This is a genomic window from Pseudomonas sp. WC1 (genome assembly GCF_050586565.1).
GTDB lineage: Bacteria > Pseudomonadota > Gammaproteobacteria > Pseudomonadales > Pseudomonadaceae > Aquipseudomonas.
The window spans coordinates 13,296-29,625 of sequence record NZ_JBOBDQ010000024.1; the positions used below are offsets into that span (position 1 = coordinate 13,296).

Sequence of the window (16,330 nt, forward strand, 5' to 3'; positions counted from 1 at the left end):
TCGGTTCTGCGTGGGCGGACATTATCTCCTACCCCCCGCCCCTCAACCAGCCTCGCAGGCCGGCTCGCAGCGCGCCTTCAGCCAACGCAGTACCTGCACCGCGTCCCAGCGACCCGGATCGTAGAGGGCGTAGCTCAGCCCCTGGTAGCCCACGACATCCAGCGGGCGGTGGAAGCCGGCACGCTGGAACAGCGCCTCGATCTCGGCAAAGCAGGTGTTGAAATGGACCTTGCCGAACGGAGTGCGCTCGTCGGTGACGATGCCATCGAGGCGCAGTTCCAGCACCGCCTCGCACACACGCTCGGGCGCCATGTGATTGATGCTGTACTTGAGTTGCTCGACATTGAGCATGACTTACCTCGGGATACTGTATTTATATACAGCATACGAAGCGAAGCGGGTGCCGTCAATGCGCGACTCAGCCGAGGAAGGCCACTATCTGCTCGGCATCGAACGGCCAACCCAGCTCGGCACCGGTATCGCAACGGCGCAATACCGGAATGATCAGCCCGTAACGTTCGAACAGCACCTCACTGTCGGCGATATCGACCAGTTCGACCAGCAAGCCGTGCTCGACGAATGGCATCAGCAACGCTTCGGCCACTTCGCACAGATGGCACCCGAGGGTGCCGAACAATTGGGTTTCAGGCAGCATGCGTCTATCCGCAAAATCGCAGGAAGGGATGCTCATTCTAGGTCCGCCTGCGCCTGCGTGCACCTGACCTGCCTCAATCCTGGCTGGTGGCGCCGATGCGATGCACCGCCAGGTCCGCGCCCTGGAACTCCTGTTCATGGTTCAAGCGCAAACCATGCAGCACCTTGAGCAGACCATACACAGCAAAGCCGCCGATCAGTGCCACCAGCACACCCGCAAGGCTGCCCAGCAGTTGGCTGACCAGGCTGACACCGCCCAGCCCTCCCAGGGCCACCTGCCCGAACACGCCGCAGGCGATGCCGCCCCAAACGCCGCACAGGCCGTGCAGCGGCCATACCCCCAGCACGTCGTCGATCTTCCAGCGGTTCTGCGCGGCAGTGAAGCACCAGACGAACAGCCCGCCTGCCACCAGGCCGGTGGCCAGCGCCCCCACAGGGTGCATCAGGTCGGAACCTGCGCACACCGCCACCAGGCCGGCCAGCGGGCCGTTGTGCAGGAAACCGGGGTCGTTGCGCCCGGCCAGCAATGCCGCCAGGGTGCCCCCGACCATGGCCATCAGCGAATTGATCGCCACCAGCCCGCTCACCCCTTGCAGGGTCTGCGCGCTCATGACATTGAAGCCGAACCAGCCGATGATCAGGATCCACGACCCCAGCGCCAGGAACGGAATGCTCGAGGGGGCGAACGCCACCAGCCGGCCATCGCGATAACGGCCGCGGCGCGCCCCCAGCAGCAACACCGCCGCCAGCGCCAGCCAGCCCCCCATGGCGTGCACCACCACGGAGCCGGCAAAGTCGTGGAACGGCGCACCGAAGCGCGTTTGCAACCAAGCCTGCAAGCCGAAGTTGCCGTTCCACACGATGCCTTCGAAAAACGGATAGATGAACGCCACGATCAACGCCGTCGCGCACAGTTGCGGCGCAAAGCGCGCGCGTTCGGCAATACCGCCGGAAATGATTGCCGGAATCGCCGCGGCGAAGGTCAGCAGGAAGAAGCATTTGACCAGCGCGTAGCCATGGTCGCTGGCCAGCGCCGCCGCCGGCTGCAAGAAGCTCACGCCATAGGCGATCCAGTAACCGACGAAGAAGTACACCAGCGCCGAGATGGCGAAGTCGCTGAGGATCTTCGACAGGGCGTTGACCTGATTCTTGTACCGCACTGTGCCGACTTCGAGAAAGGCGAACCCCGCATGCATGGCCAGGACCAGTATCGCGCCCATGAGGATGAACAAAGTGTTGGAGCCGTGGACCAGGGAGTCCATCGCGCTGTGCGTGTTTTCCATGTAATGGCAGACCTGCAAAAAGGCACCAGGACAGTTCAAGAACCGGCATCCATGCACCGCATCGGTGCCAGGCCGCTGCCCAATTTCGGTGAGCCGGGCGGGGCCTGCGTGGTTTTTTCTTGGGTTTGTCGTGGATTGGGTTAAGGTTTAGCGGTATCTGCAGCAAGGGCGCCTGATGTCGGCGCACGCCTCGGCGGACACGCACCGTTTTTTAGCAAGCGCTGTACCAACACATCCCGCTGAACCTTCCACGCCACCGCTTACTCGAAATACCACACACATCCACAGGGAGAGGCCCACCTATGGCCAGCAAATCGGCAAAGACTGCACAAGACATACTGATGGCTGACTTCCAGGCCCTGGTCCGCGACACCGAAAAACTGCTGGCCGACACGGCCAACCTGGCCGGCGACCAGGCCGATGAACTGCGCGAGCAGATCCACGATCGCCTGGTCCAGGCTCGTGAAACCCTGCAACTGACCCAGGACTCGGTGCGCGCCCGTGGCCAGGCGGCCCTGGGCAGCGCCGAGCAGTACGTGCAGGAGAACCCGTGGCAGGCTATCGGCATCGCCGCCGGCGTCGGCCTGCTGATCGGCCTGCTGGCCAAGCGCTGAGGAACCTTCATGGACAACGAAGCCATCGGCACGGGCGCCTCCGGCAGGCGCCTGGGCGCGGCCGTGCTGGGCTTGCTGCACAGCCATATCGAGCTGTTCGGTATCGAGTTGCAGGAGCAGAAGGCCCGCACCTTGAGCCTGCTGCTGTTCGCCGGCCTGGCGCTGGTGTTCGCCCTGCTGCTGCTGACCGCCCTGTCGGGGCTGGTGCTGGTGCTGCTGTGGGACAGCTACCGCCTGGCCGGGATTATCGGCCTGTGCGTGTTCTACGGGGTCGCCGCGCTGTACTGCGGCCTGCGCCTGAAGGCCGCGGTGTTCGACGAATCCTCGCCGTTCAATGCCACCCTCGAGGAGTTGGCCAAAGATCGGGAGCGCCTGCTGCCATGAGCCTGCCAGAACTACCCAACACCCGTAACCCACGGGAGCTGCGCAAGGCGCTGCTGCGCCTGCGCATGGAAATGCACCGCCAGGAAATCCGCCACGAATCCGGGCAGTTGCTCGAACCGGTCCGCCGCCTGCGCGGCATGGGCGGCTCGTTCGGTGAAGGCCTGGGGGTCAAGCACGGCTCGCTGTGGGGCATTGGCGCCGTGGTCGCCCTGGGCTTTCTCACCGGCAAGGGCGTGCGCAGCGGCAACCTGACGCGCCTGGTGCGCCTGGGCGCCAGCCTGGCCCCCTTGATCCGCCTGTTCCTCGGCAGCCGCCGCCGCTGAAGCCCGAGCGCGCCCGGCCCTTGCGCGGGCGCGCCGGACACAGGAAGCTATCCCGACTCGACGATGGGAGAAAACGCCTTGGACTGGCAAACCCTGCTGACCCGCGAACGACTGGGCAAGGCCCTCTACAGCCCCGAGGAACTCGGGCGCAGCCCTTTCCACAAGGACCACGACCGCATCATCTTCTCCGGCGCCTTCCGCCGCCTGGGGCGCAAGACCCAGGTGCATCCGGTGTCCAGCAACGACCACATCCACACCCGCCTCACCCACTCCCTGGAAGTCAGCTGCGTCGGCCGCTCGCTGGGCATGCGTGTCGGCGAGACCCTGCGCGGCCAACTGCCGGACTGGTGCGAACCCAGCGACCTGGGAATGATCGTGCAGTCGGCCTGCCTGGCCCACGACATCGGCAACCCGCCGTTCGGCCACTCGGGCGAGGACGCCATTCGCCACTGGTTCCAACAGGCTGCCGGGCGTGGCTGGCTGGACGACATGAGCGACGAGCAGCGCGGCGACTTCCTCAATTTCGAAGGCAACGCCCAAGGGTTTCGTGTCCTCACGCAGCTCGAATACCACCAGTTCGATGGTGGCATGCGCCTGACCTACGCAACCCTCGGTGCCTACCTCAAGTACCCCTGGGCCGCGCGCCACGCCGATGCCCTGGGCTACAAGAAGCACAAGTTCGGCTGCTACCAGAGCGAACTGGGGCTGCTCGAGCAGATCGCCGGCAAGCTCGGCCTGCCCCAGCTCGAACACCAGCGCTGGGCGCGCCATCCCCTGGTGTACCTGATGGAGGCCGCGGACGACATCTGCTATGCCTTGATCGACCTCGAGGACGGCCTGGAGATGGACCTGCTGCAGTATGCCGAAGTCGAGGCGCTGCTGCTGGACCTGGTGGGTGACGACCTGCCGGAAACCTACCGCCTGCTGGGCGCGGGCGAGTCACGTCGGCGCAAGCTGGCGATCCTGCGCGGCAAGGCCATCGAGCACCTGACCAATGCCGCCGCCCAGGCTTTCGTCGAACAACAGCAGGCCCTGCTTGCCGGCCGCCTGGCCGGTGACCTGGTGGAGCACATGCACGGCCCGGCGCAACGCTGCGTGCTCCAGGCCAAGGACATGGCGCGCAAGAAGATCTTCCAGGACAAGCGCAAGACCCTGCACGAGATCGGCGCCTACACGACCCTGGAGATCCTGCTCAACACCTTCTGTGGCGCGGCCCTGGAGCAGCACGGTGGGCGCACGCCATCGTTCAAGAGCCGGCGTGTGCTGGACCTGATCGGCAACAACGCCCCCGACCCGCATGGTTCGCTGCATGGCGCATTCCTGCGCATGATCGACTTCATTGCCGGCATGACCGACAGCTACGCCAGTGAAATGGCCCTGGAAATGACCGGGCGCTCCAGCCCGAAATAGAAAAAACGGGGTGGCAGACGAATGTTTGCCACCCATGTTTAATTTGTATGAAATTTCCTATGATATTTTTTACAAATAAACTTGCCAGCTTCCCATCCCCGCAAAAGTTATCAACTCCTGATAAAAACCTGCCAACATCTACATCTCTCGTAGCAAAGTTTCGCGAGCGCTGTAAGTTAATTCCTATATCCCGCATTTGGCACCTACTTCCCTGCCCGCCGCCATGCATCTGAGCTAATGTGCCGGCTGCCTTCACCTGCAGCCTGGAATGTTGAATATGCACTCAGTCTTTATTGTTGATGACCATCCCGTTATACGCTTGGCGATACGGATGTTGCTGGAGAACCAGGGATATCGGGTGGTCGGTGAATCGGACAATGGCGTTGACGCCATGCAGCTTATCCGCGAGACCCCGCCGGACCTGGTCATACTGGACATCAGCATCCCCAAGCTCGATGGCCTGGAAATGCTTTCACGCCTGCAGGCCATGGCCATCCAGCTGAAAGTCCTGGTGCTGACCGCGCAATCGCCGGCACTGTTCGCCGTACGCTGCATGCACTCCGGCGCGGCCGGGTATGTGTGCAAGCAGGAAGACCTCAGTGAGCTGCTCAGCGCCATCAAGGCCGTGCTGTCCGGCTACAACTACTTTCCCAGCCAGGCACTCAATCCACCGCCGACAGGCAGCAACCAGGAGCTGGAACTGTTCCGTCAGGTCAACGACCGGGAATTGATGGTCCTGCAACTTTTTGCCCAGGGCCGCAGCAACAAGGAAATTGCCAAGGGCATGTTCCTCAGCAACAAGACCGTCAGCACCTACAAGAAGCGCCTCATGCACAAATTGCGCGCCAGCACATTGGTAGAGTTGATCGACGTCGCCAAGCGCAACGCACTGGTCTGAAATGATGACGTGGAGGTACATCGCTGTATTGCTGCTCTGCCTGGGCACGCCGCAGCAAGGTGGCAGCGTGACCGTCGACCTGGGGCGCACCTACACCTTGCTCAGCCGCTCGGCACCGACGTCGGTCCGGCCGCCCTTGACAGCGGCCCAGCGCGACTGGCTCGCAGAGCGCAAGGAGCTGGTGCTGGGCACCTCGGCGCCCGACTATCCCCCCTTCGATATCGCCACGGGTGGGCGCGAATACCAAGGGTTGACCGCCGACTACGCCGGCTTGATCGGCAGCGCCCTGGGCCTGCCTGTCCGTGTGCAGCGCTTTCCCAGCCGCCCGGCGGCGGTCGCGGCGCTCAAGAGCGGCCATATCGACCTGCTGGGCAGCGCCAACGGCTATGAAGCCGTCACTCAGGGCCTGGCGCTGTCACGCCCCTATGCCATTGACCAACCCGTGCTGGTGACCCGCGAGGACGAAAGCCGCGCACTGGACACCGGCCTGGCGGGCATGCGCCTGAGCATGCTGTATCACTACCTGCCGCCCGGGGAAATCCACGCCAACTACCCCAAGGCCGAACTGCTGACCTTCGAGTCATCCACCCAGGCCCTGAATGCGGTAGCCTTCGAACAGGCCGACGTGTTCATTGGCGACACCATCTCCACTCACTACCTGATCAGCCAGGGTCACTTGCCGCATGTGCGCATGGCCAACTTCGGCAAGCACGAGGCCGTAGGCTTCAGCTTTGCCATGCGTGAGGGCGAGCCTATCCTCCAGTCCCTGGTGGATGCCGCGCTTGACGCGCAGTCCAGCGCCACCCGCAACGATATCTTCAAACGCTGGAGCGCAAGCAGCGGCAGCCTGCTGACCGACCGCAAGCTGCAGTTGTCGACACGCGAGGAGCAGTGGCTGAGCCAACACCCGATCATGCGCGTGGTGGTCAACGACACGGCGGCGCCACTGACGTTCTTCGACAGCAATGGTCGCCTGCGGGGGATAGTCGCCGACCTGCTTGAGCTCATTCGCCTGCGCACTGGCCTGCGCTTCGAGATCCGCCGCGCCAGTGGCGACGGCGACATGATCGATCAGCTCGAGTCCGGTCGTGCCGATATCATCGCCAGCCTGTCCACCGAGGCACGCCAGGGCAACCCGCTGCAGGTCAGCCGCCCCTATCTGGAGAGCGCCTATGTGCTGGTCACCCATACCGGCACCGGCCAACCCAACAGCCTCAAGCAACTCAAGGGCAAGCGGGTCGCCGTTCCCCGCGACAGCACCGTGGCCGCCCTGCTTGCAGCTCGCCACCCGCGGATCCACCAGGTTGCCACCGAAAGCACCTATTACTCCATGGTGCTGCTCGCCAGCGGCGCGGTGGATGCGGCGATCGCTACCCTGATCGACGCCAACCACATGCTCGCCACCAGCAACGACCTGGTCATCCGCAGCACGGTCGGCACGGAACCCGCGGCCTTTTCCATGGCCACCGCCCCCGACGCCAGTGAGCTGGGTTCGATCCTCGACAAGGCGTTGCTGAGCATCTCGCCAGAAGAATTGGGGGTGATCAACAGCCGCTGGCGCGACCATGGGCTGCGTGACGATGCCTACTGGCGCAGCTACCGCCGGGTGATCCTGCAGGTGGTCGGGGTGATCGCGATCCTGCTGGTGCTCGCATTGGTATGGAATGCCCGGCTGCGCCGTCAGATCAAACAACGTCAGCGGGCCGAACGGGCGCTGAACGACCAGCTGGAGTTCATGGGTGCCCTGCTCAACGGCACGCCCCACCCCATGTATGTGCGCGATCGCGAGGGACGCCTGCAAAGCTGCAACGACAGCTATCTGCAAGCCGTCGGTGCCAGCCGCGAACAGGTGCTGGGCAAACGCCTGGAAGACGCCCCCTACAGCGACTGTGACTATACCCAACAGGTGCAGGACGACTACCAGCGGGTGATGGCGCAGGGAACACCCTTGATACTCGATCGACCCTTGCACCTGAAAGACCGCGACCTGACGATCTATCACTGGATCCTGCCCTACCGCGATTCGGTAGGCGAAATGCAAGGAATCATCGGCGGCTGGATCGACATCAGCGAACGCCGCAACCTGGTCCAGGACCTGCGCCTGGCCAAGCAGCAGGCCGATGACGCCAACCGGGCCAAGAGCACGTTCCTGGCCACCATCAGCCATGAGATCCGTACGCCGATGAACGCTCTCATCGGCATGCTGGAGCTGGCCTTGAAGCGCGCCGAGCAGGGCAAACCGGACCGCCCCGCGCTGGAAGTCGCCCACCATTCGGCCAACGATCTGCTGGGTTTGATCGGCGACATCCTGGATATCGCTCATTTTCCAATTCACGAAAATAATCAAAACCCAAGATAGCCCCTGGAAATTCGACTCCAAAGGAGAACAAACAGATAGAAAAAATTTTGACGATCATCAATTTTAGAAATCTGTCACAGTGACAAAAATACCGTCAAACAAAAAAACAATACAACAAAAAATCACAGCCAACCCTTAGGCACATAAAAACCCACAGTAACCTAGTAGTTCGACAGTACAGAATCCGACGTGTCATGCACCAAAAACCATCTCAAACTTACACTTCTTGAATATAATAAAAATCAAACAAAAAAAACAAAAAAAACTTCAGCAAATACCTTGCCAAACACTTCAAATCAAGGAAAAAATTATACCTTGACGAAGATACTAATCATGTTGTTTTCTAGGTCGAAACCTTCGCATGCGCCTAGACATGATTAGCACATTCTATATCTCTGAGTTCCCCATAGCCGCCATCAGCAAAGAAGTACTAGTTGCGCTTGAAGTAGGCAAAGTACAGTACCGTGATGACAGTAGGAAATGGGGACGGGCAATTTCATTGCTGAGCGCATTCCTTGATATTGTCGATCGACGTCTTGAACCCAAGGATCTGACGTCTGAGAGGACAACCGAAAGAGCAATAAGAGGATTTGAAGGGTTCTTGATTGAGCACACAAAATACAGCAAAAGAGTAATATCATCAATCTACTCTGAAATACTACGCACGCTGTCTAAATGTTTAAAATTTCCGTTAACAGCCTCCCGAACAAGACAAAATGAATCATCAAATCGTGTGAACGACTCCGTGGCATTTTATGAGTCTCAAACGAAGAGCCTGGAAAAGATAAAATTCTATCAGGGATGGTTTATCACAAGCCGCAACAACACAAAAACCTTTATAAATCTGGCTGAATTTCAAAGTCTCTACGGTACCAAAACTACTGAGTACCTGATAGCTCGAATGAACGAGAAATTGCGAAAATACGCACACCACTCGGTTTCTGGCTATACGGCCCTTATTAGATTTATCATCAAAATGATGTGTTTAATCTATAAAAACAGAGACAGCCTCAACGCACTATTAAACCCTAACAAGGTTAATGCATTTGCCGAATACTGTTTCACATACGGATTACTTCACACAATAACATCAAAAAATGATATCCAAAACTACTATGCCACCTGGAGCAGAACTGTAAAAGTATTCAAAAATGTTTTTTGCGAATCTGAATTTATTGCGAAACCCGCCCATCCAATCCTCACCCCGACATATACCACAGCAATTCATAGCAAGGATATGGAGTACAATAAAACTTTCACCAAAATCCCTTTGACATTAAACACAGACGAAGCTCTCGATGAATTAAAGTTTCTCCTCCAAAAAAACAGAAAATCGATTATCGCCGCTTGCAGGCAGACTTGCGCACAAGAACTCGTTCGCCTCAGACGTTTCAACAACCTCCGTCGCCAGGGAAAAGTGATAACGAGCTTTGACGGACTAACTCACAATCTGGATTACTCAAATAAAGACATAGCCGCGACCTGGCATCGCAGCCCTTATTGCTCCAATGACTTGATTGCCGAAACAAAACTGGGCTCAGAAAAGCTCCAAGAAAATCTTTACATGCTACGGTCGACTACACTTTTACCATTCATCTACCTGATCATTTTATACAACCCCAACATCACCCCCTCGTGGTTTACAAATTTGGAGCTGTATAACCTGAAAGGAAGGATGACTGGATTCACTCAGGCGAATAATGGCTATGTCGCACGCAGTAGAAAAGAAAGAGCAAAAAAAATTCAGGCAATCTATCTTGACAACCAATCCGCCAAGCTATTCAAAGCGATCATAAAGCTTACGAGCCATGCACGCCTTCACTTGCAAAAGATAAACGATCCGGATTGGAGAATGTTACTGATAAGCTGTCGCAAGGGTTTCAGCTCACCTCAAAAAATGACGAATATACCGAATCTAAAAAACTTGCCTCAAAAAACTTCATTCATAAAAAATCTAGCGCAACATTTTGGAGAAATACAACCAAGCTACAGATCAGCACAATTATCGCGACTAACCCCCCGCAGTATCAGGGCCGATCAACTCGTCATTAGATTTTTGGAAACCCTCAGCGAGACAGAGGTTTCTGTTGCAGCAGGGCATTCAAAACGCAGCAAGAGATTAGTTGAAGAGTACATACCTCCGGAGGTCCGATACTTTGTAATGGAGCGATGGATACGGCAGTTCCAAAACGCCATTATCTACGAAGTAATGAAAACCAGCAGGCACTTGTTGGACTGCATCGACTTCAGCACGGAAAATGAGCTTGATTGGTTCCTGCGAAATACGCGCTCAGATTTCGAATTAGACTTTAGCAAAAAAATTCCAAGCCACTCCACTAAGGATAGCAAGCCACAGCAGAGCGACCGTATATACATCAGCCTGAACAAGGAGAAAATATTAATACTACTCTCTATATACGATTTAGTGATAGAAGGGCTGCAAAAAAAACGAGTCATCACCAAGACAGCGTTGGTTTGGTTTAGGGTGGCATCGCTCGTTAAGACAGCTTCAAGTTTAGCTAGTGAAGGGCAGATTGGAACTTATTGTTCACAAGCAGCGGCCTATCTTTTAAAAAATTCGCGCAGCGACCTCTCTATCACCAAGAAGCTCATTGGATCAGTTTATGAAGAATCCTAAAGATAAAACTGCCTCGGCTTTATCAATAGAGAACGCACAACGCCTGCTTAAGGCTTTTCATGCCAGTGATGAGTGGGAAACGCCCGAGCATATTCGAGCTGAGGTATTCTCTACCTTAACTGTTGGGGCGCCCATATACCGCCCCTATTGGTTCTCTAAAGACACGCACTATCTTTTGGATATCTGGAAGCAAGAACTCGATGACGGCGAAGGGAATATCATTACACGAACGATAGATTTCAATGTCCGACTTCCAAATGGACTTCTACTCACTCAAGGTAAAAACAGGGAGCTTTTAGATTTCTTTAAATTTTGGATTGCGGCTCAAGTACACCCCAGATACAACGGGAGTTTCTTTAAACCTTTGTATGCGCAAGCTGAGTTAACACGCGTCCTCTACACTATCGACTGGATTATATTGAATGCAGAGCGGTTCCAAATTTGCGAATATGGATTGGGACTCATTGGAGAGCGACACTATGAAGAGTTCCTGATCTCAGCAGCCGACTTGCCCGTGTGCGAGTCTGTTTATAAATTCCATTCCATGACCGAAACTTATATTCGAACCGAAATACAAAAAATTGACCAAAAAGACTTCGCAGAAACTATAGAGCGGAATGAATGGATGTGTTCCGTACCTGGCGCGCACATGCGCAGCTTAAACTTAACCAACCAAGAAATTGTATTTGCACATTACATTTTTTGGCGAAAAGGATGGTATACGCCGAACCGAGGGGCCCTCAAATTCAGGACCAGAAAACTCCTAGAGGCTCTATACAAAAATACTCTGCATGGCTCCCGCCAACGCCCCAACCGATTCGAAGATCTTGATATAGGCGAAGAAGAGTATAGCTCCGAGTATCTGGCATCGGAAACCAGACTCAACTATACGGAAGGAGTGACTTACAACAATCTAGATAGATATATATCAACGCTACGTAAAGCAACCGCCCACACGAACGAGAAATTCTACATAAATCGAAGTGCGATTTTTTCGCTAACACCAAGATCCATTATGAGAGGCTGCACAATCAAGCCAGATGGGCGTTTCATAGTTGCGCCAACTGAAACTATCTCGGACGCGTTAAAGTCATCATTCGAGTTCATGATAGAGCACTGTGACTTCATTCTATGCCATGTATTTATTCATCTAAAAAACATGGTAAAACGTACTGATGGCTCAAAAATACTTGACAATCTTTCAGATGATATGCGATCGGAAATGGAGGAGCATTACACCTATGACAGATGGTCTCTTACCCGAAGCGGTGATTTTTTTTATCAAGAGCTTAGGATGGGAAAAGGCATATGCGAGCTTTACCAGGTACTGATTGGCTGCATTTGCCTTACCACGTTTGGCCTTGCCGCTCGCAGAGTAAAGGAAGTGGCGAACCTGGACGCGACCACTTGCCTTTATCCAGCTGAAAATCCCTACGAGAACTCTGACACTCAATTCTGGATCGTATTTGAGGGTGCAAAATCTGGTGCAGGTGCTTATCGCCAAACCCTTAAACGCCCGATACCTCGAATAGCTGCCAAGATGCTGTACAAACTTATTAAGTTTCATTCACTTTTATCAGAACACAAGCTCGTTAACACTCCACGACTCCTCCTTAGCGTAGGCCGCATGACAGGACAAGTGAGTCAACTATCACGCAGTGGCATATATAACTATCTCGAAATAGCATGCGACTTCATTGAAACTCACTGTTTTATTGACACAAATGAAATAAAGCGCAGGCACTATCTCCGCCCTCACGGCTTGCGTCGATTTTTTGCGTTACTTTTTTTCAACTCATCTGACAACAACAAGCTTACTACTATTGCATGGATGCTCGGCCATACTGACCTCTCTTCGTTTTACCGTTACGTCACAGAGATTGTAGGTGTTCGTGCCATGAACGAGGCCAAAGCTCACAAGTTGGCCAGAGTAATTAAGCATGACGATGCTGACGATATAACTAACCTACCAGAACTGATCAATAAAATTAGAGATGACTTTAACAGTTTAGACGTGATGATTCGTACTTCTCACGAGCTGCATGATGATCTCAGCTATTTATCAGAAGAAGGCATGATCGAGATGGATCCCAGCTTTGAAAAATTCATGGCATCAGAAATTCTAGAAACGGAGATTTTTGCTTATCTGAACAGGGGAGAGATCACCCTGGAGCCAAACTTCTTTAAATTAACTGACTCTCAAGGAGAAACTCTGTACTCTTTTAACCTAGCACTGACCATTCGTAACAATGATGAGCCTTTTATATGAAAAGCGATACTCTTGACAAAGCCGGGAAAAAATTTTCACTGCTCAGAGCAATCCTTGTCAGTCCTGAGTCCTACACCGACCCTGCTTTGGCAAAAGCGATTGCAACTCAAGAATCTTTTGCGAGCTATGAGAGCTTACCGTTAGAAATTTCAAAATTCTCATTGAACTCATTAAAACAAGCAGCCGATAAACTAGTACCTGGTGGCTTCGCCACCATTGATAGGCAACGGAAACTATGCATCGCAGCTCTATCGAAGGTCCCCGTACCAGAAGAGCGCCGGGACACTGTACGCTCCCTTCAATCTCAAAACAAGGCCAATCGGATTGCTATTGAGGCGCTCGAAGCACATGTAATGCGCCTAACTTATTTATTCAGGGAGACATACAAACTTTATAAGAATGCAGCTCAGTCGCCACCCGAACTCTGCGCACTTATCTTTGAAAGCGATAACGCCTACTTAAATGCGCTTATCGCAGGAATGGATCTTAACGAGCTTGGTGATCTGAATGAAAAGAAATAGCCCACCCTCAATCGGCTCACTCCCCACTAACTTCAACCTTCCATACATCATAAAAAATGATGGAAGACCCATCTATAAACCTGCTAGCGAGCTTCCGATAGTTCGATTTCCAGACGGTAAAATATGTTTCATGGCGAACCTATTTTGCCTCGAACTGTACTCCAAAGGTTATTCCCTGCTCAACGGCGGTGGAAGTATTCGAACCTACCTAACGCAATTATACCCTCTAATTAGATACACACATCTCAACCAAATCCATTTTTTGGAAATCTCTAATAATCGCTTTCAACAATTCATGCTATCCCTGAATACGGTCAACCAACACGGCGACCCTATTCGAAGCAGCAACCAAAAAATTTCAATCATTTTTCAAAGCTTAGATTTTTTGCAGTTCGTAGGAGAAACTTGCGGGCGACCAAATTTCGTATCTGAAAACGGAACGATCCGAGCGGAAATGGTGCGAGAAAAAAGCATTGATCAAAACGAGGATAGTTACGCAACTGGCCCACGCTGGAAAATTGATAACTTACCTCTACCGGACGTTAAGGGCCCAGGCCTGGCGATCGGCAAGGAAGCTCTTCGGGCAATAAAGCATCAAACATCCGAGGCGACCTCTAGCTTCCTTTCATCAAGAAACAGCTTGATCGTCGACTTCCTAGAAGAAACAGGCGCCAGGAGAGGTGAAATGACCCCTCAAACTGTGCAAAGCATTTACGACGCCATCCAAAACAAACTAACACCCAATGCCCTATCGATAAAAACAATTAAACAGGGACGAGAAGACATAACTCGCGACATCCCTGTAAGTAGCGCGCTTTTAACAACAGCACGTGAACATATAGAAATGTCTCGCAGGAGAATCATAAGACGTACGCTAGGAGCAAAAGATGATCATGGCTATTTATTTATTTCAGAACGAACAGGGCTTCCTCTAAGCACCAATTATATTACAAACATCTTTCATAAACTTCGTAAAGATTCTGGAATCACTGAAAAAGCGCATCCTCATCAGCTAAGGCATTTGTTTGCCCAGCGCGAACACCAACTACTTGAATTAATTATGGAAAACAACGTCGATTTCAAAATTCAGGGTTACGCAAAGAAGAACGAAGCCATAACGCTAAAACTTATGCAACTACTGGGGCATAGAAGCAGAAAATCCCCTGACCATTATATTGAACAATCCAATGCAGAGCTTGCAAAAATCGCTTTGACGGACAAAATTCTCATCAGGGAGCAAGCCATCGAAAGTTATCTCGAAAAGACACATTCGCTTATAGAGGCATCCTCATCTATGTCCGCCAAAGAGTTTCGCCAACATTGCATAACAATGCTCAAAAGCATCGTCAAAGATATCGATTCCGAATAACTCCCAGCCATCATGTGAAATTTCTTCAAGCATCTAATCAATTCGCCCATGGATCCCCATCAGATCCCCACCCAATGCAGTGGCTATTAGGGTGATGGTGGTTAATTTAAATGACTGACAGCTATCTAGGTGCCCACCATAAGGCTAAATACCACCAGCCTATCCGAGCATTGTATTGCTCCACTTTAACTAAACACCTCGGCAAAAGTGACGTCAAGAGCAAATAATATATTTAGTCAATCTATAAATCGCTTGTCAATGGTTAGAGATGGGTTCAGAGAGATAGAAAAGCCACCTATGGCCCCTAGCTCTACGAATACATCAAAACCGGGCAGCGGAAAATTACTATTATCAACATCGGCAATATATACTGTACGAGAAACGACTTTTGTGGCTATACAAACTTGAGCAAAGCCACCTCTAGACGACAGCGAAGAGTTTTTAATTATCTGTTGCAAAGCAAAAATTGGAGCCCTTCCTAACCAGCGCGGGAACTGAGCGCAAAAAGTACGCTTACGCTCTATCTCTTTTAAAACATCACATTTTTTATCGCCCAATACAAAAAACTCACTATCTGAAAAATCTAACTCTTCAAGTGATACTACGGCCGACTCTTGCGGTGAGTTTTTGATCAAAAAGGCTTTCTCCATATATGTTCTTTTGCAGAACCCGAAAATCAAAATCTCGCATCGCACACTACTCGGATGCAACTCGCCTAGGGCCAGCAGGTATTTTTGAGTGATTTTCTTTGTTAGCCCAGCAATTTCCTCAAGGCTGGGCATACGCTCTTCTATTGATTTGATGACTTCGCCATCAACATCACAATACTCCACTTCTGACAAGTTATCCAAACACAAAGCGAGTATATCCTTTACACCACTACCGACAAGGGTGCTCCCTACGTAGCCATAACATACATTCAATATTCTTTTGGAGTATTCTCTTGTAAAGACACTCTCATCTTGATATAGATTAACCGGAAGCACAAATAATTTCTGCAAACTATCGGTCATCATTCCCACGTGACTGGGCACCCTTGGATCCGCAACCGCCCAAACACCTGGATACCATTCATCAACTGCATTCTTCCAGCATATGATTGACGTCATGAATTTTCTCACCATTATTAAAGTATAGCATCGAGCCCATTTCGATCCGATAGGAACAAGCTTAGTCCGAACGGATTAGAATTCACTGTCAAAATTAAAAAATTCTTGAAAAAGGTCAGCACTACACTCAAGAGGAAATATTCAACAGATCGCTACCCACCGCCATCTGTAGACGATTCACTTTTCTGGTAACCAGGTGAATCCAGTCGCCTTTCGACTGTTTTTCTAACATTTACCAAAGCGCAGCAACTTTTCTCATGGCCCTCGCCGGCGATCAGAGAGCCTTCTCAGCCAGCAGCAATCAGTAATAGTAAACATCTTGACGGACCAGGCTAGCGGAATACAGCATCTGGCTAGCTCGGATGCAACGCGCCGTGAGATAGTTTACCGCATGCGATAAGGCCACATCCCAAGATGATCGGATGACGAGAAAAAATTAGCCACCGAGGCTACCAATGCGTGCCCACCCATCTCAAATACACCCTTTTTTCTCGGCTCA

Annotated in this window: 13 protein-coding genes and 1 pseudogene; 10 read left to right on the forward strand and 4 right to left on the reverse strand. The window is 52.8% G+C overall.

Annotated features, from left to right (window positions below; all coding sequences use genetic code 11):
* Window positions 1-42: 42 nt before the first annotated feature.
* The 3 genes from ACQ4OD_RS13100 to ACQ4OD_RS13110 all read right to left on the reverse strand — a co-directional run bounded on the left by ACQ4OD_RS13100 (window position 43) and on the right by ACQ4OD_RS13110 (window position 1,937).
* Window positions 43-351, reverse strand: a complete 309-nt coding sequence (locus ACQ4OD_RS13100) for a hypothetical protein (RefSeq protein ID WP_046856421.1) — start codon at window positions 349-351, stop codon at window positions 43-45.
* 67 nt (window positions 352-418) lie between these two features.
* Window positions 419-655, reverse strand: a complete 237-nt coding sequence (locus ACQ4OD_RS13105; RefSeq protein ID WP_277503313.1) for a glutaredoxin family protein — start codon at window positions 653-655, stop codon at window positions 419-421.
* 73 nt (window positions 656-728) lie between these two features.
* Window positions 729-1,937, reverse strand: coding sequence for an ammonium transporter (locus ACQ4OD_RS13110; RefSeq protein ID WP_430944398.1), 1,209 nt, complete (start codon window positions 1,935-1,937; stop codon window positions 729-731).
* 302 nt (window positions 1,938-2,239) lie between these two features.
* Here ACQ4OD_RS13110 and ACQ4OD_RS13115 point away from each other — a divergent pair, with 302 nt between their 5' ends.
* The 10 genes and pseudogenes from ACQ4OD_RS13115 (at window position 2,240) to ACQ4OD_RS13160 (ending at window position 14,722) form a co-directional block, all read left to right on the forward strand.
* Entirely contained in the window at window positions 2,240-2,551 is a 312-nt protein-coding gene (locus tag ACQ4OD_RS13115) for a DUF883 family protein (RefSeq protein ID WP_023631678.1), read from the forward strand.
* Between the two features lie 9 nt (window positions 2,552-2,560).
* On the forward strand, window positions 2,561-2,935 hold the full coding sequence (locus tag ACQ4OD_RS13120; RefSeq protein WP_102683128.1) for a phage holin family protein: 375 nt from the start codon (window positions 2,561-2,563) through the stop codon (window positions 2,933-2,935).
* Entirely contained in the window at window positions 2,932-3,258 is a 327-nt protein-coding gene (locus ACQ4OD_RS13125; protein ID WP_102683127.1) for a hypothetical protein, read from the forward strand. The genes ACQ4OD_RS13120 and ACQ4OD_RS13125 overlap by 4 nt, the downstream gene beginning before the upstream one ends.
* 78 nt (window positions 3,259-3,336) lie before the next feature.
* Window positions 3,337-4,668 (forward strand): deoxyguanosinetriphosphate triphosphohydrolase, encoded by a 1,332-nt coding sequence (locus ACQ4OD_RS13130; protein WP_102683164.1) that lies wholly within the window; start codon window positions 3,337-3,339, stop codon window positions 4,666-4,668.
* A 277-nt stretch (window positions 4,669-4,945) separates the two neighbouring features.
* Window positions 4,946-5,566 (forward strand): response regulator transcription factor, encoded by a 621-nt coding sequence (locus tag ACQ4OD_RS13135; protein WP_102683126.1) that lies wholly within the window; start codon window positions 4,946-4,948, stop codon window positions 5,564-5,566.
* A gap of 1 nt (window position 5,567) precedes the next feature.
* Window positions 5,568-7,883, forward strand: a pseudogene (locus ACQ4OD_RS13140) (transporter substrate-binding domain-containing protein); the annotation flags it as partial.
* Between the two features lie 415 nt (window positions 7,884-8,298).
* Entirely contained in the window at window positions 8,299-10,563 is a 2,265-nt protein-coding gene (locus tag ACQ4OD_RS13145; protein WP_430944399.1) for a hypothetical protein, read from the forward strand.
* Window positions 10,550-12,832 carry a hypothetical protein gene (locus tag ACQ4OD_RS13150; protein ID WP_430944400.1) on the forward strand — a complete coding sequence of 761 codons (2,283 nt, stop codon included), beginning with the start codon at window positions 10,550-10,552 and terminating at the stop codon, window positions 12,830-12,832. The genes ACQ4OD_RS13145 and ACQ4OD_RS13150 overlap by 14 nt, the downstream gene beginning before the upstream one ends.
* Window positions 12,829-13,353: a hypothetical protein gene (locus tag ACQ4OD_RS13155; protein WP_430944401.1), complete on the forward strand. Its 525-nt coding sequence runs from the start codon at window positions 12,829-12,831 to the stop codon at window positions 13,351-13,353. The genes ACQ4OD_RS13150 and ACQ4OD_RS13155 overlap by 4 nt, the downstream gene beginning before the upstream one ends.
* Complete coding sequence (locus ACQ4OD_RS13160) at window positions 13,340-14,722, forward strand: tyrosine-type recombinase/integrase (protein WP_430944402.1); 1,383 nt, start codon at window positions 13,340-13,342, stop codon at window positions 14,720-14,722. Before ACQ4OD_RS13155 ends, ACQ4OD_RS13160 begins: the two co-directional genes overlap by 14 nt.
* Window positions 14,723-14,958: 236 nt before the next feature.
* Here the strand turns inward: ACQ4OD_RS13160 and ACQ4OD_RS13165 are convergent, their stop codons facing one another.
* A complete protein-coding gene (locus ACQ4OD_RS13165; RefSeq protein ID WP_430944403.1) occupies window positions 14,959-15,831 on the reverse strand; it encodes a hypothetical protein in 873 nt (290 codons plus the stop codon).
* Between the last annotated feature and the right edge of the window lie 499 nt (window positions 15,832-16,330).